This is a genomic window from Stenotrophomonas maltophilia group sp. vghtpe118 (assembly GCF_052605195.1).
The window spans coordinates 1,632,319-1,653,103 of the sequence record NZ_CP199672.1 but is presented as its reverse complement, the minus strand read 5'-3'; the positions used below and the strand labels follow the sequence as shown (position 1 = coordinate 1,653,103).

18 protein-coding genes are annotated in these 20,785 nt (G+C 67.6%); 11 read left to right on the top strand and 7 right to left on the bottom strand.

The window, feature by feature from the left end; genetic code table 11:
• Positions 1 to 32 precede the first annotated feature (32 nt).
• Positions 33 to 3,560, top strand: coding sequence for a hybrid sensor histidine kinase/response regulator (locus ACUDTM_RS07725; RefSeq protein WP_227837287.1), 3,528 nt, complete (start codon positions 33 to 35; stop codon positions 3,558 to 3,560).
• Between the two features lie 336 nt (positions 3,561 to 3,896).
• Here ACUDTM_RS07725 and mdtD read toward each other — a convergent pair whose 3' ends face one another.
• The 5 genes from mdtD to ACUDTM_RS07700 all read right to left on the bottom strand — a co-directional run bounded on the left by mdtD (position 3,897) and on the right by ACUDTM_RS07700 (position 8,500).
• Positions 3,897 to 5,306, bottom strand: coding sequence for a multidrug transporter subunit MdtD (gene mdtD / locus ACUDTM_RS07720; RefSeq protein ID WP_134970372.1), 1,410 nt, complete (start codon positions 5,304 to 5,306; stop codon positions 3,897 to 3,899).
• A gap of 92 nt (positions 5,307 to 5,398) precedes the next feature.
• Positions 5,399 to 6,481, bottom strand: a complete 1,083-nt coding sequence (gene hemE / locus ACUDTM_RS07715) for a uroporphyrinogen decarboxylase (protein WP_061478866.1) — start codon at positions 6,479 to 6,481, stop codon at positions 5,399 to 5,401.
• A 25-nt stretch (positions 6,482 to 6,506) separates the two neighbouring features.
• Positions 6,507 to 6,746 (bottom strand): WGR domain-containing protein, encoded by a 240-nt coding sequence (locus ACUDTM_RS07710; protein WP_053498927.1) that lies wholly within the window; start codon positions 6,744 to 6,746, stop codon positions 6,507 to 6,509.
• A gap of 102 nt (positions 6,747 to 6,848) precedes the next feature.
• A complete protein-coding gene (aroB, locus tag ACUDTM_RS07705; protein ID WP_072168576.1) occupies positions 6,849 to 7,961 on the bottom strand; it encodes a 3-dehydroquinate synthase in 1,113 nt (370 codons plus the stop codon).
• On the bottom strand, positions 7,958 to 8,500 hold the full coding sequence (locus tag ACUDTM_RS07700; RefSeq protein WP_061478864.1) for a shikimate kinase: 543 nt from the start codon (positions 8,498 to 8,500) through the stop codon (positions 7,958 to 7,960). Before ACUDTM_RS07700 ends, aroB begins: the two co-directional genes overlap by 4 nt.
• 98 nt (positions 8,501 to 8,598) lie before the next feature.
• Here ACUDTM_RS07700 and ACUDTM_RS07695 point away from each other — a divergent pair, with 98 nt between their 5' ends.
• Complete coding sequence (locus tag ACUDTM_RS07695; RefSeq protein ID WP_005410663.1) at positions 8,599 to 8,802, top strand: dodecin family protein; 204 nt, start codon at positions 8,599 to 8,601, stop codon at positions 8,800 to 8,802.
• A gap of 6 nt (positions 8,803 to 8,808) precedes the next feature.
• Here ACUDTM_RS07695 and ACUDTM_RS07690 read toward each other — a convergent pair whose 3' ends face one another.
• Positions 8,809 to 9,636 (bottom strand): kinase, encoded by an 828-nt coding sequence (locus tag ACUDTM_RS07690; RefSeq protein ID WP_088496810.1) that lies wholly within the window; start codon positions 9,634 to 9,636, stop codon positions 8,809 to 8,811.
• Positions 9,637 to 9,676: 40 nt separating this feature from the next.
• Between ACUDTM_RS07690 and pdxH the strand changes: the two genes are divergently transcribed.
• Positions 9,677 to 10,276, top strand: a complete 600-nt coding sequence (gene pdxH / locus ACUDTM_RS07685) for a pyridoxamine 5'-phosphate oxidase (RefSeq protein ID WP_088496811.1) — start codon at positions 9,677 to 9,679, stop codon at positions 10,274 to 10,276.
• 9 nt (positions 10,277 to 10,285) lie between these two features.
• Complete coding sequence (locus tag ACUDTM_RS07680; RefSeq protein WP_088496812.1) at positions 10,286 to 10,645, top strand: hypothetical protein; 360 nt, start codon at positions 10,286 to 10,288, stop codon at positions 10,643 to 10,645.
• Positions 10,646 to 10,702: 57 nt separating this feature from the next.
• Here ACUDTM_RS07680 and prpR read toward each other — a convergent pair whose 3' ends face one another.
• Positions 10,703 to 12,286 carry a propionate catabolism operon regulatory protein PrpR gene (gene prpR, locus ACUDTM_RS07675; RefSeq protein WP_088496813.1) on the bottom strand — a complete coding sequence of 528 codons (1,584 nt, stop codon included), beginning with the start codon at positions 12,284 to 12,286 and terminating at the stop codon, positions 10,703 to 10,705.
• Positions 12,287 to 12,440: 154 nt separating this feature from the next.
• On the opposite strand from prpR, the gene prpB reads away from it, so the two are divergent.
• The 7 genes from prpB (at position 12,441) to ACUDTM_RS07640 (ending at position 20,679) form a co-directional block, all read left to right on the top strand.
• The gene (prpB, locus tag ACUDTM_RS07670; RefSeq protein WP_088496824.1) at positions 12,441 to 13,334 is read left to right on the top strand and encodes a methylisocitrate lyase; all 894 of its coding nucleotides are present in this window, start codon (positions 12,441 to 12,443) and stop codon (positions 13,332 to 13,334) included.
• Positions 13,335 to 13,369: 35 nt separating this feature from the next.
• Positions 13,370 to 14,527 (top strand): bifunctional 2-methylcitrate synthase/citrate synthase, encoded by a 1,158-nt coding sequence (prpC, locus tag ACUDTM_RS07665; protein WP_445391238.1) that lies wholly within the window; start codon positions 13,370 to 13,372, stop codon positions 14,525 to 14,527.
• Between the two features lie 97 nt (positions 14,528 to 14,624).
• Positions 14,625 to 17,243 (top strand): Fe/S-dependent 2-methylisocitrate dehydratase AcnD, encoded by a 2,619-nt coding sequence (gene acnD / locus ACUDTM_RS07660; protein WP_088496814.1) that lies wholly within the window; start codon positions 14,625 to 14,627, stop codon positions 17,241 to 17,243.
• A 100-nt stretch (positions 17,244 to 17,343) separates the two neighbouring features.
• A complete protein-coding gene (locus tag ACUDTM_RS07655) occupies positions 17,344 to 17,601 on the top strand; it encodes a type II toxin-antitoxin system ParD family antitoxin (RefSeq protein WP_019338677.1) in 258 nt (85 codons plus the stop codon).
• Complete coding sequence (locus ACUDTM_RS07650; protein WP_072168582.1) at positions 17,588 to 17,914, top strand: type II toxin-antitoxin system RelE/ParE family toxin; 327 nt, start codon at positions 17,588 to 17,590, stop codon at positions 17,912 to 17,914. The genes ACUDTM_RS07655 and ACUDTM_RS07650 overlap by 14 nt, the downstream gene beginning before the upstream one ends.
• Positions 17,915 to 17,937: 23 nt before the next feature.
• The gene (prpF, locus tag ACUDTM_RS07645) at positions 17,938 to 19,116 is read left to right on the top strand and encodes a 2-methylaconitate cis-trans isomerase PrpF (RefSeq protein WP_088496825.1); all 1,179 of its coding nucleotides are present in this window, start codon (positions 17,938 to 17,940) and stop codon (positions 19,114 to 19,116) included.
• Positions 19,117 to 19,218: 102 nt separating this feature from the next.
• A complete protein-coding gene (locus ACUDTM_RS07640; RefSeq protein ID WP_088496815.1) occupies positions 19,219 to 20,679 on the top strand; it encodes a bifunctional 2-methylcitrate dehydratase/aconitate hydratase in 1,461 nt (486 codons plus the stop codon).
• Positions 20,680 to 20,785 lie beyond the last annotated feature (106 nt).

Genomic DNA, 20,785 nt, shown 5'->3' with positions numbered 1-20,785 from the left:
GAATCATCAGGACCAGCGTGAGGAGGCAATCGGTGGTGTATCTGCGGGCGGCGATGCTGCTGCTGGTCCTCCTGTGCTGCGCGTTGCCCGCTGCGGCACAGCCGGTGCCTCCGAGCCCGCGGCAGGTGACGGTGTTCGATGGCCTGCCGTCCAATACCGTCAACCGCATGGCCGAGGACCGTTACGGCTACCTGTGGATCGCCACCAACGATGGCCTGGCCCGCTATGACGGCCGCACCTACCGCGTGTGGCGTTCCGAGGATGGACTGCGTGACAACCGCATCTGGACGGTGCTGGTCGATGCCCGCAACCAGTTGTGGATAGGCACCGAGAACGCCGGCCTGGTGCGCATGTCGGCCGACCGCCGCCAGCTGCACTTCTACGACCGCAGCAGCCAGCCGTTGATGGGTACCAACACGGTCTGGAGCCTGGCCAGCACGCCTGATGGCTCGATCTGGTTCGGTACCCACGAAGGCGGCCTGTACCGCCTGGACAGCCAGGATCGCCTGCAGCGCTTCCTGCCCGAGCCGAACAATCCGCGCAGCCTGCCTTCGTCGTCGGTGCCCTACCTGGCCACGCTGGCCGATGGCAGCCTGTGGATCGGCACCAAGCATGGCGTGGCGCGCTGGACCGGGACCGACTTCGAGCGTGTCGGTACGGACATCATCCCCAGCCTGCTGATCAACGGGCTGACCGCCGAACCGGATGGCAGCCTGTGGATCAGCACGATGGCCGGCGCCACCGTGCGCCGCCCGGATGGCCGCTTCGAAGCCCCCCCGTGGAAGCTGCCGCCGGGCGAGCAGGTGCTGGGCATGATGCTGCGCGACGAGCAGGGCGGGCACTGGCTGGATACACGCACCGGGCTGGGGCGTGCGGTCGATGGCCAGTACCAGACCGTGCCGCTGTACAGCGTGATCGCGCGCGGTCCGGTACGGCCGAACTGGACCGGTGCCTACGAGGACCGCGAAGGTGGCATCTGGTTGGCCAGCACCAATGCCGGGCTGTGGCACCTGCTGCCACGCTGGTGGCAGTTCTCGGTGCTGTCGCGCCTGGAGGACGACCCCAGCTCGCTGCGCAATGCGCTCGTGCTGGGTACCAGCCCCTCCAGCAACGGCGGCGTCTGGACGGTGGGCAGCCATGGCGCGCTGGACCGCTTCGATCCGAAGACCGGCAGGATCGAGCAGCATCGCACCTGGGTCAACGGCATGCACTGGTTGACCTCGGTGCGTGAGGACCGGCGTGGGCAGGTCTGGATTGGATCAACCGATGCGCTGGTGCGCTACGACCCGCAGCGGCGCGAACTGCGTCGTTGGGGCCGTGATGCCGGTGCAGATGCGGCGATGGAAGGGGTCGTCGAAGCGATGATGACCTGCGACGGCGACAGCCTCTGGTTGATGCTGCCCGCAGGCCTGCAGCAGCGCGACCTCGACGGCCACGTGCGGCGCCAGCTGGACAATGGCCAGCGCGGCCTGCAGCAGGGCCAGCTCAACCTTGATGTGGAATGCGGGCCGCAGGACCACATCTGGCTGGCCAGCAGCCGTGGCCTGCTGCAGTGGCTGCCGGAAAGCGAGCGCTTCCAGCCGGTGCCGGGTGCGCCGGCAACGGCGATCCATGCATTGCATGTGGGCCGTGACGGCCAGGTCTGGTTGTCCGAGGATGGTCGCCTGTCCCGTTACCGCTGGAGCCAGGGGAGGCTGGAACGGCAGGCGGTGGTCGGTGCCGAACAGGGCTATCCGGCGATCTCCGCCTCTGGTCTGGTGGTGGATGCGCAGGGCGTGGCCTGGGCGACCAGCGCACGCGGCCTGGTACGCGTCAGTGCCGATGGGCAGAGCGTGCGCCTGTACGGCGTGCATGATGGGCTGCCCAGCCAGGAATTCCGCGAGCACACCTTGATCGCAGCGGCCGATGGCCACCTGGTGGCCGGAACGGCAGCGGGCGCGGTGGTGTTCGACCCGGAGCAGGTACGGCCTTCGGTCCGTCGCGCCCCGCTGGTGATCGAGCGGGTGGAAGTGCGCCGCAACGAGCAGGTGCTGGACATGACCCACGATGCGCCGTTGCAGATCGCCGATGGCGACCGCGACCTGCGCATCGTCGCGCGATTGCTGTCCTTCGCCGACTCGGCGTCCAATACGTACCGCTACCGCCTGGCCGGCTACGACCCCGATTGGGTCGAAGTCGGCCCGGCCGGCGAGCGCCTGTTCTCGCGCCTGGCGCCGGGCAGCTACCGGCTGGAAGTGCAGGCACGCTCGGCCGACCATGTGTGGTCGCGGGTGCAGAGCCTGGAATTCCGCGTGCAGCCGCCGTGGTGGCGCAGCCTGTCCGGCCTGCTGGTGCTGGCGTCGGTCGGGTTGCTGCTGACCAGCTGGTTCGCCTGGTTGTACCGACGCCGCCTGCAGCGGCGCCATGCCTACCAGCTGGCGCTGCACAAGCAGGAGCTTGCCGAGCAGGCCTCGGCGGCCAAGACCCGCTTCCTGGCCAACCTTGGCCATGAGATCCGCACGCCGATGACCGGCGTGCTGGGCATGAGCGAGCTGCTGCTGGCCTCGCCACTGGACCCGCAGCAGCGTGGCTACACGCAGTCGATCCGGCATGCGGGCGAGCACCTGCTGCACCTGGTCAACGATGCGCTGGACCTGGCGCGAATCGAGTCCGGGCGCCTGGAACTGCAGTCGCAGTCGTTTGCGTTGAATGGCCTGTTGCAGGATCTGGCGGCGCTGATGGGCCCGCTGGCTGCACAGAAGGGCCTGCGCTTCGTCCTCGACAATCAGCTGCCGCCGGGCCTGCAGGCGACCGGTGATGCCATGCGCGTGCGGCAGATCCTGCTCAACCTGCTGTCGAACGCAGTGAAATTCACCAGCCGCGGCACTATCACCCTGCACGCACGTTGCGATGGCGAGCTGCGCGCGCTGCACTTCGAGGTGCGCGATACCGGCCCAGGCATCAGCCAGGAACAGCAGCAGCGCCTGTTCCGTCGCTTCGAGCAGGCCGATGGTGCCCGTACCGCCGCGCAGTACGGTGGCAGTGGCCTCGGTCTGGCGATCTGCCGCGAGCTGGCGCATGCGATGCAGGGGCGGATCCAGGTGGAGAGCCAGCTGGGCCGGGGCACCTGTTTCGGCGTGACCTTGCCGTTGCCGCTGGTGGTGAACAGCGATGCCGAGGCATCGGCCGAGGGGCATCGCGACGAAGCGGCGAACATGCCGCCGCTGCGGGTGCTGCTGGTCGAGGACGATGCCACCGTGGCCGACGTGGTGCGTGGCCTGTTGAGCGCACGCGGCCACGAGGTGGTGCATGCCGGCCATGCGCTGGCGGCGCTGCGCGAGGTCAGTGCCGGCGATTTCGACGTCGGCCTGCTGGATCTGGACCTGCCGGGCCTGAGCGGTTTCGAACTGGCCCAGCACCTGCGCAACCAGGGCTACATGCTGCCGTTGCTGGCGGTGACCGCACGCACCGATCCGGACCTGCAGCAGCAGGTGGAAGCAGCCGGCATCGGCGGCTTCCTGCGCAAGCCGGTGACTGGTGAGCTGTTGGTGGAAGCGATCGCCAGGGTCACGGGTAGGTAGGTTCTGCAGGGCCTGTGGACCCACCCCGCCTTCGACAGAATTCTGCGAGCTGTTGAAATGGCGTGGGGTCAGATCGATTTCGATATCTGACAGATGTGTCGACCAAGGTCGACACCTACCAAGAGCCGCCGGAATCCGTCAGAGGTGGGGCGGTGTCGCAGTGCGGGGTGTCAGCCGCATGGATGCGGCTGCCAAGCCTACAGGGACGTACTTGCGGCGTCCCCGCACTGCGACACCGCCCCGCCAACCCACGGAATGCCGCTTTGGCTGTTGCTGTTGCCGGCCAGCAGCCGGCACTACCGCGGGTGCAGGGCCGCAGGCCCTGCCGAACCACCCTCACTCCGCGACGTGCTCGACCTGCCGCGGTTCGGGCTTGGTGTCAGGCAGCTGCCAGAAGATCATCGTCGAGGTCAGGGTGATCGCGCCCACGCACAGGAATGTGGCATGCAGCGCGGCGGTCGCGCTGTTGCTGTCCAGGTGATTGCCGAACGCGGCCAGCAGGCTGCCGGCCGCCGCGGCGCCGAAACCTGCGGCCAGCATCATCACCATCGACAGCAGGCTGTTGCCGGAACTGGCGAATTCGCGGTCAAGGTCGCGCAGCGTCACGGTGTTCATCACGGTGAACTGCAGTGAATTGACCGCGCCGAAGAATGCAAGCTGCACCAGGCGCCAGGCCAGGTGCTGGCCGGGTGTCATCAGGATGAAGCTGGCCATTGCCAGCCCCACCAGCACAGTGTTGGTCATCAGCACGCGGCGGTAGCCGTAACGTTCGACCAGCTTCACTGCCAGTTTCTTTGAGACCATGCCGGCGGCCGCCACCGGTACCATCATCAGGCCGGCGTTCATCGGGCCCAGACCGAGGCCGACCTGCAGCAGCAGCGGGATCAGCATCGGCATGGCGCTGCTGCCGATGCGCGAGAACAGGTTGCCGAGGATTCCGATGCGGTAGCTGGGTACGCGGAACAGGGCCAGCGAGAACAAGGGCGCGGTGGAATTGGCTGCATGCAGCCAGTAGCCCACCAGCGCAGCCAGGCCCGCGACCGTCATCAGCATCACCAGCGCGTGCGGGGTGCCGAGTCCGGAGATGCCGTCCAATGCCAGCGACAGCACCACCATCGCAAAGGCCAGCATGATGTAGCCGCGCAGGTCGAAACGGGTGCGATGGCTGGCGTAGTGGTCGGGCATGATCTTCATCGCGGCGATGAAACCGATCACGCCGATCGGCAGGTTGATCAGGAACACCCAGTGCCATGAGGCGATCTCGACCAGCCAGCCGCCCAGCGTCGGGCCGATCAGCGGGCCGACCAGCGCGGGGATGGCGATGAAGCTCATCGCGCGCAGGAAATCCTCGCGCGGCACCGAGCGCATCACCGCCAGCCGGCCGACCGGCAGCAGCATCGCACCGCCGATGCCCTGCAGCACGCGCGCGCCAACCAGCTGGTGCAGGTGCTGGGCCAACGCGCAGGCCAGCGAGCCGAGGGTGAACAGGATGATCGCCACCAGGAAGGTGCGCCGGGTTCCATAGCGGTCGGCGATCCAGCCCGAGGCGGGAATGAAGGTGGCGACCGCCAGCGCATAGCTGAACACCACCGACTGCATCTGCAGCGGGCTCTCGCCCAGGCTGGCTGCCATCGCCGGCAACGCCGTGTTGACGATGGTCGAGTCCAGCATCTGCATGAAAATCGCCAGAGACACCAGCCACAGCAGGGGACGCTGGCGGTTGTAGGTCGATGGCGATGTGGGCATGGGGTGTGGCCGGTGCGGCGTGGGGGCGGCCATGATCGCGCACTGCGGGTCACGGCGCGATCAACATCGCGCCGTGATGGCATGCGGAATGCTCAGCGTTGGCTGTGCGCGTGCACCGCGTCGACCAGGACCTGCACGTGCGCCGGGTCCATGTCCGGCGACATGCCGTGGCCGAGGTTGAACACATGGCCTTCGCGCGAGCCGCCGTTGCCGGCGGCATAGGTGTCGAGCACGCGCGCTGCGGCCGTGGCGATCGCATCCGGCGAGGCGTACAGCGTGGTCGGGTCGAGGTTGCCCTGCAGGGCGACGCGACCACCGGTGCGGCGCATTGCTTCGTCCAGGTCCAGCGTCCAGTCCAGGCCAAGTGCATCGGCGCCGGTCTGCGACAGTGCTTCCAGGTGCAGGCCGGTACCCTTGCCGAACAGGATCAGCGGCGTGCGCTCGCTGCCTTCGCCGCGATCCAGGCCCTGTGCAATCCGCTGCAGGTAACGCAGCGAGAACTCGCGGTACATCGCCGGGGACAGCACGCCACCCCAGGTGTCGAACACCTGCAGCGCCTGCGCACCGGCCGCGCGTTGCGCACCGAGGTAGGCAATCACCGCTTCGGTGGTGACCTCCAGCAGGCGGTGGAGCGCCTGCGGATGGTTCAGCGCCATCGCCTTGATGCGTGCGAAATCCTTGCTGCCGCCGCCTTCCACCATGTAGCAGGCCAGCGTCCAGGGGCTGCCGGAGAAGCCGATCAGCGGCACCTGGCCGTCCAGCTCGCGGCGGATCAGGCGTACCGCATCCATCACGTAGCCCAGGTCCTGCTCCATGTCCGGCACCGCCAGCTTGGCGATGGCCGCTTCATCACGTACCGGGTGGCGGAACTTCGGGCCTTCGCCTTCGACGAAGTACAGCTCCAGGCCCATCGCATCGGGAATGGTGAGGATGTCCGAGAACAGGATGGCTGCGTCCAGCGGGAAGCGGCGCAGCGGCTGCAGGGTGACTTCGCAGGCGATCTCCGGGGTCTTGGCCATGGCCAGGAAGCTACCGGCCTTGGTCCGGGTCGCGCGGTATTCCGGCAGGTAGCGGCCGGCCTGGCGCATCAGCCAGACGGGGGTGCAGTCCACCGGTTCGCGGCGCAGGGCGCGCAGCAGGCGATCGTTGCGGAGAGGGCTGGTCACGATGGGCATTCCTTGGACGGGAGGAGCAGCGGCGTCAGTCGCCGTGCGAAAGGATCTGGAAGCCGCGATGCAGTTCGGCATCGCGGGCCTTCTCGAAGGCGTGGCGGGCGTCGTCGGCCTGCAGGAACAGCTCGCGCCGCAGCTGCGAGCGGCTGCCGACGCGGCCGCTCTCGCGCAGCAGCTCCCAACCGCCGAACAGGTCCGGCTGCAGGCTCAGGCGCAGGAAACGCGGTGCCTGCGCACCGGCGTCGGGATGTTGCAGGTAGACGTGCATGGCGCCGATTGTAGCGGGGCAGGGGTGACCCCTGCCGCAACGTGGCAGTGCCGGCCGCTGGCCGGCAACTTCATGCGTGGACAAGCCGGCCAGCGGCCGGCTCTACCTGGCTGACAGCACCTTCAGCACCGCCGCCTCATCCACGTCCGGCACCACTTCGGCGCGGCCCATGCCGCGCCACAGCACCAGGCGCAGGCGGCCGGCCACATTCTTCTTGTCCAGGCGCATGCGGCCGAGCAGGGCCTGCGGGTCCAGCCCGGCCGGGATCGCCACCGGCAGGCCGAGGCGTTCCAACAGTGCCTGCAGGCGAGCGCGGTCGGCGTCGTCGGCCAGGCCCAGGTCGGTGGACAGCTTTGCCGCCAGCACCATACCGACCGCCACGGCTTCGCCATGGTTCAGCGCATCGCGGCCCGGAGCCGAGTAGCCCTGCTCGGTCTCGATGGCATGGCCGAAGGTGTGGCCGAGATTGAGCAGGGCACGCTCGCCCTTCTCGAACGGATCGCGCTCGACGATGGCGGCCTTGTGCCGGCAGCTGCGCGCGATGGCTTCGGCCAGCGTGGCATCCTCGCCGGCCAGCAGCGCATCGGCATGCTGCTGCAGCCATTCGAAGAACACCGCATCGCCCAGCGCGCCGTACTTCACCACTTCGGCCAGGCCCGCGCGCAGTTCGCGCGGCGGCAGGGTAGCCAGCACGCGGGTATCAGCGATCACCGCACGCGGTGGATGGAACGCGCCGACCAGGTTCTTGCCGGCAGGGATGTCGACCGCGGTCTTGCCGCCCACCGACGAATCGACCATCGCCAACAGGGTGGTCGGCAGCTGCACGCAGTCCACGCCGCGCATCCAGCAGGCGGCGGCAAAACCGGCGAGATCACCGACCACGCCGCCGCCGAGGGCGAACACGCAGGCGTCGCGGGTGGCGCCGAGCGCGGCCAGCGCTTCGATGGCACGGCCGAATTCGGCCAGGGTCTTGGACGCTTCGCCGGCGGCCAGCACGTGCTCGCCGACGATCAGGTCGGGGCGTGCGGCGAGCAGCGTCTGCTTCACCGGCGCCAGATAGCGCGGGGCGACTTCGCTGTCGCTGAGCAGCAGCACATGGCGGCCGCGCACGTGTGAAACCAGTGCAGCGCCATCGGCCAGGGCACCGGCGCCGACGGTAATGGAGTACGGGCGATCGCCGCCAACGGCGACCTGCAGCAGGGCGGGGGAAGTCATGCGGTCATGTCCTGGCGCTGCCATTGCGTGGCCAGCTTGACTACCAGTTGGGCAGTCGCGTCGGCAGCGGTATACGGGTCGGTATCGAGGGTGAGGTCGGCCAGTTCTCGGTACAGCGGGTCGCGCTGTGCGGCCAGATCATGCAGTACCTGCTCGCGGTCCGGGCGCTGCAGCAGCGGCCTGCCCTTGTCGCGGGCCAGGCGCTCCAGCTGCGCGGCCACGCCGACCCGCAGGTAGACCACGAAGCCGCGCCGGGCAATCAATGCGCGGTTGCCGGGGTCCAGCACCGCGCCGCCGCCGGTGGAGACCAATTGGCCGCGGCCTTCCAGCACGCGGGCCAGGGCCTGCCGCTCATGGCTGCGGAAGCCGGCTTCGCCGGTGTGCTCGAAAATGGTCGGGATGCTGGCGCCGGCGGCATCGACGATGGCCTGGTCGACGTCCACGAAGTCCAGCGTGAAGCGCTCGGCCAGGCGGCGGCCGATGCAGGTTTTGCCGGCGCCCATCGGGCCGATCAGGATCAGGTTCGGAGCAGGATTCATGCCCTGTGATGCTAACACCTCCGTGCCCTGGCCTTTACGTCCTTCACGTCAGGGTAGGTGTTCCTGCGGGGTCTCCCGCGCCAGCCGGAGTACAGGCCATGACGGTCGCCAAGGTCATCGAAATCACCGCCTCCTCGCCGAAAAGCGTGGAGGACGCCGTGCGCAGTGGGCTGAAGAAGGTCTCCGAGACGGTCAAGGGCATCCAGGGCGCCTGGGTGAACGAGACCAAGGTGGTCACCAATGGCAGCGGCGAGATCACCGAGTGGCGGGTCAACCTGCGGGTGACCTTCCTGGTGGAATAGGCGCGCTCAGCGCACGTCCTGCACCTGGCGCTGGCCATCCAGTACCACCACGTGGTCGGCGAGGGCGGGCAGGGTGTGCAGTGCCTGTCGACTGACCCGCTCGTAGTACTGCACGAAGCGCTCCAGCTGTGGCCGGCTCATGCCGTGCCGGCCCGGCTGCGCGGCCTGCAGGTTCTGTTCCTGCTGCCAGCGCCAGCGCGGTACCACCGAGAAATCCGGCGGCTGAAGGAACCATAGCCGGTCGCAGCGCTGCCACAGCGCCGGGTAGTCGCGGGCCAGCGCCTGGTTGCACCAGCGCCGCCAGCGGCCATCGGCGTCGGCCTCGCGTTCCAGTGCGTTCAACGGGCTGTCCAGCGCGTCGTCATCCTGCGCGGGCGTGCCCAGGAACCAGCCTTCGAACACCAGCAGGTCCAGCGGTTGTTGCAGGCGCGGCCATTGCGCTTCTGGCAGGCGTTCGTCGGCCAGCTTGTCGAAACGCGGCATCGCGAAGGGCTGGCGTGCGGCCACCGCATCCAGCACTGCGTGGGCCAGCGGCAGGTCATGGGTGGCCGGCGGGCCCCGGGTGATCAGCAGTGGATGCACCTGGCGGGCAAGCCGTTGGCGCTGTGCGCGGGTCAGGTAGACATCATCGATTGACAGCGTGGCCGCGTTCAGGCCGCGCGCCTGGGCGCGGGCCACGACCTGCGCGGCCAGCGTCGATTTGCCGCTCCCCTGCAGGCCGCTGATCGCCAATACTGGAACCGCTGCGCCACTGCCCAGTGCGTCGTCCAGCACCTGTTCGGCCAATGTTTCGGGGAATCCTTTCACCTGGGGCATATACGCAGCAGCGACCATGCAGCCACAATAGCCCAATCCGTGTGAGAAGAACGCAATCATGAGCGACCTGTACGCCGAAGCCCTGTCCACGTTTGCCAGCCTGTTCGAAGAGGCCAGGCAGAGCCGCGAGGTCGAGCCGAACGCCATGACCGTGGCGACCGCCGATACGCACGGCCGTCCCTCGGCGCGCACCGTGCTGCTGAAGGCGTTCGATGAGCGTGGCTTCGTGTTCTACACCCACCTGGGCAGCCACAAGGGCCGGGAGCTGCAGGCCAATCCGCAGGCTGCACTGCTGTTCCTGTGGCGCAGCCTGCGCGAGGCCGGCATCCAGGTGCGCATCGAAGGTCGTGTCGAGCAGGTGGCCGATGCAGAGGCCGATGCCTATTTCGCCAGCCGCCCGCGCATGAGCCAGATCGGTGCCTGGGCCTCGCAGCAGTCGAAGACGCTGGCCACGCGCGAGGAGTTCGACGCGCGCGTGGCCGAGGTCGAAGCCCGCTTCGAGGGCCAGGACGTTCCGCGCCCGGACGGCTGGAGCGGCCTGCGCGTGGTGCCTGACCGCATCGAGTTCTGGTACGGCGCGCAGTTCCGCCTGCACGAGCGCTGGTGCTATGAAGCCGGTGCTGAAGGGCGCTGGAGCAAGCGACTGCTGTACCCGTAAGGCTGACTGATGCAACGCCTGCCGCTGTACCGCGTGGTGGTGTTCGTGCCGTCGGCAGCACTGGACGCAGTGAAGCAGGGCATCCTTGCGGTGGATGCCCTGGCGGCGGGTGACTACGAGCACGGCATGTGGTGGTCGGCGCCGGGGTTCGAGCAGTTCCGCCCGCGGGTGGGTGCATCGCCCGTCCAGGGGCAGGAGGGGCGCACGGAAGTGGTTGACAGCGTGCGCCTGGAGTTCTGCCTGCCTCGGGATCCGCAGCGGTTGCAGCGCATCTTCGAGCAGGGCATCGTGCCGCATCATCCGTGGCGGGTGCCGGTGGTGCAGGTGGAGGAAGTCGAGCTGCTGCTGACGGGTGGGCAGCCGTTGTAGAGCCGAGCCCATGCTCGGCTGATGTTTCCGCACGCGCAGCCGAGCATGGGCCCGGCTCTACAGCCCCTCCGCGCGCAGCCAGCGCCACAGCGTGGTGCGGGATACCCCTAACGCCTGTGCCATGCCCTCACGGTCATTGCGGTGATCCTGCAACAGCGTTTCCAACTGCGCGCGCGGCGGACGCTTGCCGTTGCTTTCCAGCGGCAACATGGTGGCGCTTTCTTTCACCAGTTCGGGCGCGAGCTGCAGCAGACGCGCTGCATCGATCAATCCTTCCCCAGGCTGCCAGTGGATGCGTAGTCGATCCACCAGATTGCGCAGTTCGCGCACGTTTCCCGGCCACTCGGCCGCGCTCAGTACCGCCAGTGCCTCCGCATCCAATGGCGCGTCGATGCCACGCAGCTTGCGGAAGAAGTGCTGTGCCAGCAGCGGGATGTCACTGCGCCGCGCACGCAGCGGGGGCAGGGCGATGCGTAGTGCGGCCAGCCGGTAATACAGGTCGCGACGGAAGCTGCCGGTCGCCGCGCGCTGCTCCAGCGACTGCAGGGTGGCGGCCACCACGCGCAGGTCGACTGCGGTCGGTTCGGTAGCGCCGACACGCAGCACCTCGCGTTCTTCCAGCACGCGCAGCAGGCGGGTCTGCAACGGCAGCGGCAGTTCGCCGATTTCATCCAGGAACAACGTACCGCCATCGGCGGCCTCGACCAGGCCGACGCGACCACCGCGCCGTGCACCCGTGAAGGCGCCATCGCTGTAGCCGAACAGTTCCGCTTCCAGCAGTGATTCGCTGATGGCGCCGCAGTTCAGCGCCACGAAGCGTCCGCGACGGCCACTGGCTGCGTGCAGCTGCCGCGCCACCAGCTCCTTGCCGGTGCCGGTTTCGCCGGTCACCAGTACGGTGCTGTCATGCGGTGCATAGAGCGCGATCTGTGCGCGCACCTGGGCCATCGCTTGGCTGTCGCCGAGCAGTTCATGCGCATCGGCACGCGCTGCCGGGCGCCGGCGCGGGGCGGCGTGGTTGCCGCCGGAGCGGGCCAGGGCCTGGGTCAGCTCCAGCGCATGTTCGAACGCCTGCCGCACCGAGTCAGCCGAATAGAGCAGCACGCCGGGCAGGCCGGCCTGCTCGGCATGGTCGATGGCCATGCCGGTGCCGACGATGACCTCGATGCCGTTGGCGCGCAGGTCGGCGATGCAGTCGCGCGCATCCTCGCGGGTGACGAAGCGGCGGTGCTCGATATCCAGGCCGAAACTCTGCTGGAAGTTGCTGAACGCCGGTACGTCGCTGGCGTGGGTGACCAGGCCGATGCGGCTGGCGATGCGGCGGGCACGGGCCAACGCTTCCATCAGGTCGAAGCCATTGGCCTGGATCGGCACCAGTGGCAGCTCCAGCCGACCGCGCAGCCAGGCCGCGTTGGAGCCGCCGGCGATCACCACGTCGCAGTGCTCGCGGCGCAGCCGTTGGCCGATCACGTCCACCGCTTCCTCGAAGCCGAGGTTGATCTGCTCGATGCGCGCACGGCGGTCGAACTCGGGAATGACGTCGCCGAGCAGGCCGGTCAGGCGCGAAACGCTGACGGTCCAGATCACCGGGCGACCGGGGTCGGCGTCGGCGTGGCGCAGGAGGGAGCGGGGCAGGTACATGGCGGCGCGAGGTCGACGGGATGTTTCATGATACATCCGTTTCAATGTTTCATATGTTTCACTATCGCGTGGCGGTCATCCCCGTGAAATCAACGGCTTGCAGCTTGGCATGGTGCTTGCGGCTACCTATCCGTTCTCCAACCTGGATTGCCGCATGACCGCTTCCGCCCCTTTCTCCGCCGGTGCCCGCTTCCGTGAGGCGCTGGCTGCCGAATCGCCGCTGCAGGTGATCGGCGCCATCAACGCCAACCACGCCCTGCTGGCCAAGCGCGCCGGCTTCCGCGCCATCTATCTGTCCGGCGGCGGTGTTGCCGCGGGCTCGCTGGGCCTGCCGGATCTGGGCATCAACACCCTGGAAGACGTGCTGGTGGACGTGCGCCGCATCACCGATGTCTGCGACCTGCCGCTGATGGTTGACATCGACACCGGCTTCGGTCCGAGCGCGTTCAACATCGCGCGCACCGTGAAGTCGCTGATCAAGGCCGGCGCGGCCGCCTGCCACATCGAAGACCAGGTCGGCGCCAAGCGCTGCGGTCACCGTCCGGGCAAGGAAATCGTCTCGCAGGGTGAAATGGTGGACCGGGTGAAGGCGGCCGCCGATGCCAGGACCGATCCGGACTTCTTCCTGATCGCGCGTACCGACGCCATCCAGGTGGACGGCGTGGACAAGGCCATCGAGCGCGCCATCGCCTGTGTCGAGGCCGGTGCCGACGGCATCTTCGCCGAGGCCGCCTACGATCTGGATACCTACCGCCGCTTCGTCGACGCGGTGAAGGTGCCGGTGCTGGCCAACATCACCGAATTCGGTGCCACCCCGCTGTTCAGCCGCGATGAACTGGCTTCGGCCGGAGTTGCGATCCAGCTGTTCCCGCTGTCGGCGTTCCGCGCGGCCAACAAGGCGGCCGAGAACGTCTACCAGGCGGTGCGCCGCGATGGCCACCAGCGCAACGTGGTGGAAACCATGCAGACCCGCGAAGAACTCTACGACCGCATCGGCTACCACGCCTTCGAGCAGCAGCTCGATGCGCTGTTCGCCGCCAAGAAATAAGCAGTACCCTGCACCATCAAGTTTCGGAGGGAAACATGAACGATACGACCGCAACCCCGACCTTCAAGCCGAAGAAGTCCGTCGCCCTGTCCGGCACCGCCGCCGGCAACACCGCGCTGTGCAGCGTGGGCCGCAGTGGCAACGACCTGCATTACCGTGGCTACGACATCCTGGACCTGGCCAACACCAGCGAGTTCGAGGAAATCGCCTACCTGCTGGTGCACGGCAAGCTGCCGACCCGCGCCGAGCTGGTTTCGTACAAGGCCAAGCTGAAGTCGCTGCGTGGCATCCCGGCCGCGGTGAAGGCCGCGCTGGAAGAACTGCCGCCGTCGGCACACCCGATGGACGTGATGCGCACCGGTGTGTCCGTGCTCGGCTGCGTGGCGCCGGAGAAGGATGACCACAACCATCCGGGCGCGCGCGACATTGCCGACAAGCTGATGGCCTGCCTCGGCTCGATGCTGCTGTACTGGTACCACTGGAGCCACAACGGCCGTGCCATCGACGTGGAAACCGACGATGACTCGATCGGTGGCCACTTCCTGCACCTGCTGCACGGCGAGAAGCCGCAGGACTCGTGGGTGAAGGCGATGCACACCTCGCTGATCCTGTACGCCGAGCACGAGTTCAACGCCTCGACCTTCACCTGTCGTGTCATCGCCGGTACCGGCAGCGACATGTACAGCGCGATCTGCGGTGGCATCGGCGCACTGCGTGGCCCGAAGCACGGCGGCGCCAATGAAGTGGCGTTCGAAGTGCAGAAGCGCTACGACAATCCGGATGAGGCCGAGGAAGACATCAAGGCCCGCGTCGAGCGCAAGGAAGTGGTGATCGGCTTCGGCCATCCGGTCTACACCGTGTCCGATCCGCGCAACAAGGTGATCAAGGACGTGGCCCGCGAGCTGTCCGAAGAACAGTCGAACATGAAGATGTACGACATCGCCGAGCGCCTGGAATCGGTGATGTGGGACATCAAGAAGATGTTCCCGAACCTGGACTGGTTCAGCGCCGTCAGCTACCACATGATGGGCGTGCCGACCGCGATGTTCACCCCGCTGTTCGTGATCGCGCGCACCGCCGGCTGGAGCGCGCACATCATCGAGCAGCGCATCGACGGCAAGATCATCCGCCCGAGCGCCAACTACATCGGTCCGGAAGACCGCGACTTCGTCGCCATCGACAAGCGCGTCTGATCCACCTGCTGTCCCCATCCGGCCGGCCGCGTGCCGGCCGGATGCTTTCGCCGCCGCACCGCCGGCACCCGGCCCGCCCCAAGCATTCCGCCAGCCCATGAATACCGATTACCGCAAGAACCTCCCCGGCAGCGCGCTGGACTATTTCGACGCGCGCGCCGCCGTCGATGCAATCCAGCCCGGCGCCTACGCCACTCTGCCGTACACCTCGCGCGTGCTGGCCGAGAACCTGGTGCGCCGCTGCGACCCGGCCACTCTTGGCGACTCGCTGAAGCAGCTGATCGAGCGCCGCCGCGACCTCGATTTCCCATGGTTCCCCGCGCGTGTGGTCTGCCACGACATCCTCGGCCAGACCGCACTGGTTGACCTGGCCGGCCTGCGCGATGCGATCGCCGACAAGGGGGGTGACCCGGCCAAGGTCAATCCGGTGGTGCCGGTGCAGCTGATCGTCGACCACTCGCTGGCGGTGGAGTGCGGTGGTTTCGATCCGCAGGCGTTCGAGAAAAACCGTGCGATCGAGGATCGCCGCAACGAAGATCGTTTCCACTTCATCGACTGGACCAAGCAGGCGTTCCAGAACGTGGACGTGATTCCGCCGGGCAACGGCATCATGCACCAGATCAACCTGGAGAAGATGTCGCCGGTGGTGTACGTGCAGGACGGCGTGGCCTTCCCCGACACCTGCGTGGGCACCGACAGCCACACCCCGCACGTGGATGCGCTGGGTGTGATCGCGATCGGTGTGGGCGGCCTGGAAGCCGAGAACGTGATGCTCGGCCGTGCCTCGTGGATGCGGCTGCCGGACATCATCGGCGTCGAGCTGACCGGCAGGCCGCAGCCGGGCATCACCGCCACCGACGTGGTGCTGGCGCTCACCGAATTCCTGCGCAAGGAGCGCGTGGTCGGCGCGTACCTTGAATTCTTCGGCGAGGGGGCGGCGGCACTGACCATCGGTGACCGCGCCACCATCTCCAACATGTGCCCCGAATACGGCGCCACCGCCGCGATGTTCTACATCGACGGGCAGACCATCGATTACCTGCGCCTGACCGGCCGCGAGGAATCGCAGGTGGCGCTGGTGGAGAACTACGCCCGCACCACTGGCCTGTGGGCTGACGACCTGGCCACCGCGCAGTACGAGCGCGTGCTGCGCTTCGACCTGTCCAGCGTGGTGCGCAACATGGCCGGCCCGTCCAACCCGCACAAGCGCGTGGCCACTTCCGAGCTGGCCGAGCGCGGCATCGCCGACGAGGCCAAGCTGGCAGCGGGCAAGGCCGAGCAGGCGCAGGGCCTGATGCCGGATGGCGCGGTGATCATCGCCGCCATCACCAGCTGCACCAACACCTCCAACCCGCGCAACGTGATCGCTGCCGGCCTGCTGGCACGCAAGGCCAACGAGCGCGGCCTGCTGCGCAAGCCGTGGGTGAAGTCCTCGCTGGCGCCCGGCTCGAAGGCGGTGCAGCTGTACCTGGAAGAGGCCGGCCTGCTGCCGGACCTGGAGAAGCTGGGCTTCGGCATCGTCGCCTTCGCCTGCACCACCTGCAACGGCATGAGCGGCGCGCTCGATCCGGCCATCCAGCAGGAGATCATCGACCGGGACCTGTACGCCACGGCTGTGCTGTCGGGTAACCGCAACTTCGATGGCCGCATCCACCCGTATGCGAAGCAGGCGTTCCTGGCCTCGCCGCCGCTGGTGATCGCCTATGCCATCGCCGGCACCGTGCGCTTTGACATCGAGAAGGACGTGCTGGGCGTGGACGCCGACGGCAACGAGGTGCGCCTGAAGGACATCTGGCCGAGCGACGCCGAGATCGACGCCGTGGTCAAGGCATCGGTGAAGCCGGAGCAGTTCCGCCGCGTCTACAACCCGATGTTCAATGTGCGCGTGGAGCACGGCGCCGCGGTCAGCCCCCTGTACGACTGGCGCCCGCAGAGCACCTACATCCGCCGTCCGCCGTACTGGGAGGGCGCACTGGCCGGTGAGCGCACGCTGTCGGGCATGCGCGCGCTGGCGGTGCTGCCGGACAACATCACCACCGACCACCTGTCGCCGTCCAACGCGATCCTGGCCTCCAGTGCCGCCGGTGAATACCTGGCGAAAATGGGCCTGCCCGAAGAGGACTTCAATTCCTACGCGACCCACCGCGGCGACCACCTGACCGCGCAGCGCGCCACCTTCGCCAACCCGAAGCTGTTCAACGAGATGGTGCGCAACGACGACGGCAGCGTGAAGCAGGGTTCGCTGGCGCGCGTGGAGCCGGAAGGCAAGGTGATGCGCATGTGGGAAGCCATCGAGACTTACATGGAGCGCAAGCAGCCACTGATCATCATTGCCGGTGCCGACTACGGCCAGGGCAGCTCGCGTGACTGGGCCGCCAAGGGCGTGCGCCTGGCTGGTGTGGAGGCGATCGTGGCCGAGGGCTTCGAACGGATTCACCGTACCAACCTGATCGGCATGGGCGTGCTGCCGCTGGAGTTCAAGCCGGGCACCACCCGCCTGACCCTGGGCATTGATGGCACCGAAACCTTCGATGTGGTCGGCGAGCGCACCCCGCGCGCCGAGCTGACCCTGGTCATCCACCGCCGCGACGGCCAGGACGTGATCGTGCCGGTCACCTGCCGCCTGGACAGCGACGAGGAAGTGGCGATCTACGAAGCCGGTGGCGTGTTGCAGCGCTTCGCCCAGGACTTCCTGGAAGGCGCCAAGGTGGCGTGATACCGGCCTGAATGCCTGCCCCCGGAGGCCGGGGGCGGGCTTGTCCGACACCTGGGCAGGGCGCACACTGACTTGGCAAAAACTGCCATTGGAGAGTCTCATGGCCACCATGAACATTTCGCTGACCGACCCGCTCAAGCAGTTCGTGGACGAGGAAGTGCGTGAAGGCGGCTATTCCAGTACGTCGGACTACGTGCGTGACCTGATCCGCCAGCGCCAGCGCAGCAAGGCCGAAGAACTGCTCAAGCAGCTGATTGCCGAGGGTCTGGCTTCTGGGCCTGGCGTCCCGGTGACGGCCGACACATTCGAGCGCATGCGTCGTGAACTGACCGAAAGGATGGAGCGTGAGGGCGATTGAATGGCGACCCAGGGCCGAAGCCGACGCAGCCGATGCCGCACTGTGGTTCGCACGGCAGGGTGGGCTGATACTGGGTCGGCGCTTTCTCGCCGAGTTGGAGGCCACGCTTCAACGCATCGCGGTATTTCCAGGCTCGGGTTCCACCCGGCACGCCGACCTCGCAGCACAGCTACCGGTGCCGTTGCGGTTCATGCTGGTTCCGGGCTTCGAACGCTACCTCGTCTATTACCTCGATCTACCGGACCGCGTGGACATCATGCGCGTGTGGTGCGTTGATCGTGGTCTTGACGCACTGATGCAAGACATTTCCTGAAATTCAAACGCGTGGATTCGACCATGACCTTCCTCCCGCAACTCCGTATTCCCGCCACCTACATGCGCGGTGGCACCAGCAAGGGCGTGTTCTTCCGCCTGCAGGACCTGCCCGACGCCGCGCAAGTGCCGGGCGCCGCACGCGACGCGCTTTTGATGCGCGTGATCGGCTCGCCCGATCCGTATGGCAAGCAGACCGACGGCATGGGCGGTGCAACGTCCAGCACCAGCAAGTGCGTGATCATCTCCGCCGCCTCGGTGCCGGACCACGATGTGGACTACCTGTACGGCCAGGTCTCGATCGACACCGCCTTCGTCGACTGGAGCGGCAACTGCGGCAACCTCAGCACCGCGGTGGGTCCGTTTGCGATCGCCAATGGATTGATCGATCCGGCCCGCGTGCCGCGCGATGGCCTGTGCACCGTGCGCATCTGGCAGGCCAACATCGGCAAGACCATCATCGCCCATGTGCCGATGCGCGATGGCGAAGTGCAGGAGATCGGCGATTTCGAGCTGGACGGCGTGACCTTCCCGGCGGCCGAGATCCAACTGGAATTCATCGATCCGTCCGATGACGGCGATGCGGGCGCGATGTTCCCGACCGGCAACCTGGTCGACACCCTGGACGTGCCGGGCGTGGGCAGTTTCGAGGTGACCATGATCACCGCCGGCATTCCGACCATCTTCCTCAATGCGGCCGACCTGGGCTACACCGGCACCGAACTGCAGCCTGCGATCAACGAGGACAAGGGGGCGCTGGAGCGCTTCGAGAAGATCCGCGCCTACGGCGCCTTGCGCATGGGGCTGATCAAGAACCTGGAAGATGCGGCGACCCGCCAGCACACGCCGAAGGTGGCCTTCGTGGCACCGGCGCAGGACTACGTGTCGTCCAGTGGCAAGGCCATTCCGGCCTCGGCGATCGACCTGCATGCGCGTGCGTTGTCGATGGGAAAGCTGCACCACGCGATGATGGGTACCGCTGCCGTGGCGATCGGCACCGCGGCAGCGATTCCGGGCACGCTGGTCAATCGCGCTGCTGGAGGCGGCGAACGCGAAGCGGTGACCTTCGGCCATCCCTCCGGCACGTTGCGCGTGGGTGCGCAGGCCGGTCTCGTTGACGGACAGTGGACGGTTACCAAGGCCATCATGAGCCGCAGCGCCCGTGTGCTGATGGAAGGCAAGGTGCGGGTGCCGGCCGAATAGTGCTCTGGTAGATGCCAACCTTGGTTGGCATGCAAGCGCCAACCAAGGTTGGCGACTACCGGGACACGCGGCCTGACCTGCTTTCCGGCGAGGAGATCGACGATGTCCGACAGCCACACCCCATCCAACGAGCCTGCAGCGTGGGATGCGCTGCTGGTGGGCATCGTCGACTACGTGCGCGACGCGCGCATCGACTCACCGCTGGCGTTCCAGACCGCGCACCACTGCCTGCTCGACACGCTGGGCTGCGGCCTGGAAGCGCTGTCCTTCCCGGCCTGCAGCAAGCTGCTTGGTCCCCTGGTGCCGGGCATCAGCGTGGTCAACGGCGCCCGCGTTCCGGGTACGCATTACGTCCTGGACCCGGTGCAGGCCGCCTTCAACATCGGCGCGATGGTGCGCTGGCTGGATTTCAACGATACCTGGCTGGCGGCCGAATGGGGGCACCCTTCGGACAACCTGGGTGGCATCCTTGCCGTCTGCGATTGGCTGGGGCGCAACGCGCAGGCTCTGCGACGCCCACCGCCGACCGTGCGCGACGTGCTGCTGGCGATGATCAAGGCGCACGAGATCCAGGGCGTGCTGGCGCTGGAGAATTCCTTCAACCGGGTCGGGCTGGACCACGTGTTGCTGGTCAAAGTGGCCACCACCGCCGTGGTTGCGCAGCTGCTCGGCCTGGATCGCGAGCGCATGCTCAATGCGTTGTCGCTGGCCTGGGTCGATGGCCAGTCCCTGCGCACCTACCGGCACGCACCCAACACCGGCTCGCGCAAGAGCTGGGCCGCCGGCGACGCGACCAGCCGTGGCGTGCGCCTGGCGCTGATGGCGGCCAGTGGCGAGATGGGCTACCCCAGCGTGCTCAGCGCGCCGACCTGGGGCTTTGAAGCGGTGTCGATGCATGGCAAGGCACTGACGCTGGGGCGACCGCTGGGCAGCTACGTGATGGAGAACGTGCTGTTCAAGATCAGCTACCCGGCCGAGTTCCATGGCCAGACCGCGGTGGAGGCGGCCATCACGCTGCACCAGCAGTTGCGCGCGATGGGGCGGCGGGTCGAGGACATCGCGCATATCGCGATCCGGACCCAGGAAGCCTGCATCCGCATCATCGACAAGCAGGGCCCGCTGCATAACCCGGCCGACCGCGACCACTGCGTGCAGTACATGGTCGCCATCGCGCTGCTGCACGGGCGGCTGGTGGCCGAGGATTACGAGGACGACGTTGCAGCTGATCCGCGCATCGATGCCCTGCGGGCGAAGATGGCCTGCCATGAGGATCCGCAACTCAGCGCCGACTACCTGGACCCGGACAAGCGCAGCATCGCCAATGGCCTGGGCGTGCGCTTCAGCGACGGTACTGAGCTGCCCGAGGTACTGGTGGAGTACCCGCTCGGCCATGCCCGGCGCCGGGCGGAAGGCATTCCGCTGCTGATGGACAAGTTCCGCCGGCACCTGGCCCACCGCTTCCCGACCGTCCAGCAGCAGCGCATCCTGGCGGCCTCGCTGGACCCGGTGGCGCTGGCGGCAATGCCGGTGACCGACTATGTGGACCTGTACCTGCCGGGGTAGGGCCGCTCTGGTAGAGGCCAACCTTGGTTGGCAAGTGGGGGGGCGCCAACCAAGGTTGGCGGCTACCGGGTCCCGGGCGGGACCGGGTTTCCGACCGCCGGGGCGC

What these genes read in the sequence shown, in the direction of transcription:
- aroB (WP_072168576.1), bottom strand. Translation starts at nt 7,961, where the DNA reads ATGACTTCCCCCGCCCTGCTGCAGGTCGCCGTTGGCGGCGATCGCCCG.
- pdxH (WP_088496811.1), top strand. Translation starts at nt 9,677, where the DNA reads ATGAGCGACCTGTACGCCGAAGCCCTGTCCACGTTTGCCAGCCTGTTC.
- ACUDTM_RS07695 (WP_005410663.1), top strand. Translation starts at nt 8,599, where the DNA reads ATGACGGTCGCCAAGGTCATCGAAATCACCGCCTCCTCGCCGAAAAGC.
- ACUDTM_RS07655 (WP_019338677.1), top strand. Translation starts at nt 17,344, where the DNA reads ATGGCCACCATGAACATTTCGCTGACCGACCCGCTCAAGCAGTTCGTG.
- prpB (WP_088496824.1), top strand. Translation starts at nt 12,441, where the DNA reads ATGACCGCTTCCGCCCCTTTCTCCGCCGGTGCCCGCTTCCGTGAGGCG.
- hemE (WP_061478866.1), bottom strand. Translation starts at nt 6,481, where the DNA reads ATGCCCATCGTGACCAGCCCTCTCCGCAACGATCGCCTGCTGCGCGCC.
- ACUDTM_RS07710 (WP_053498927.1), bottom strand. Translation starts at nt 6,746, where the DNA reads ATGCACGTCTACCTGCAACATCCCGACGCCGGTGCGCAGGCACCGCGT.
- prpF (WP_088496825.1), top strand. Translation starts at nt 17,938, where the DNA reads ATGACCTTCCTCCCGCAACTCCGTATTCCCGCCACCTACATGCGCGGT.
- ACUDTM_RS07690 (WP_088496810.1), bottom strand. Translation starts at nt 9,636, where the DNA reads ATGGTCGCTGCTGCGTATATGCCCCAGGTGAAAGGATTCCCCGAAACA.
- ACUDTM_RS07700 (WP_061478864.1), bottom strand. Translation starts at nt 8,500, where the DNA reads ATGAATCCTGCTCCGAACCTGATCCTGATCGGCCCGATGGGCGCCGGC.
- ACUDTM_RS07640 (WP_088496815.1), top strand. Translation starts at nt 19,219, where the DNA reads ATGTCCGACAGCCACACCCCATCCAACGAGCCTGCAGCGTGGGATGCG.
- acnD (WP_088496814.1), top strand. Translation starts at nt 14,625, where the DNA reads ATGAATACCGATTACCGCAAGAACCTCCCCGGCAGCGCGCTGGACTAT.
- prpR (WP_088496813.1), bottom strand. Translation starts at nt 12,286, where the DNA reads ATGTACCTGCCCCGCTCCCTCCTGCGCCACGCCGACGCCGACCCCGGT.
- ACUDTM_RS07680 (WP_088496812.1), top strand. Translation starts at nt 10,286, where the DNA reads ATGCAACGCCTGCCGCTGTACCGCGTGGTGGTGTTCGTGCCGTCGGCA.
- mdtD (WP_134970372.1), bottom strand. Translation starts at nt 5,306, where the DNA reads ATGCCCACATCGCCATCGACCTACAACCGCCAGCGTCCCCTGCTGTGG.
- prpC (WP_445391238.1), top strand. Translation starts at nt 13,370, where the DNA reads ATGAACGATACGACCGCAACCCCGACCTTCAAGCCGAAGAAGTCCGTC.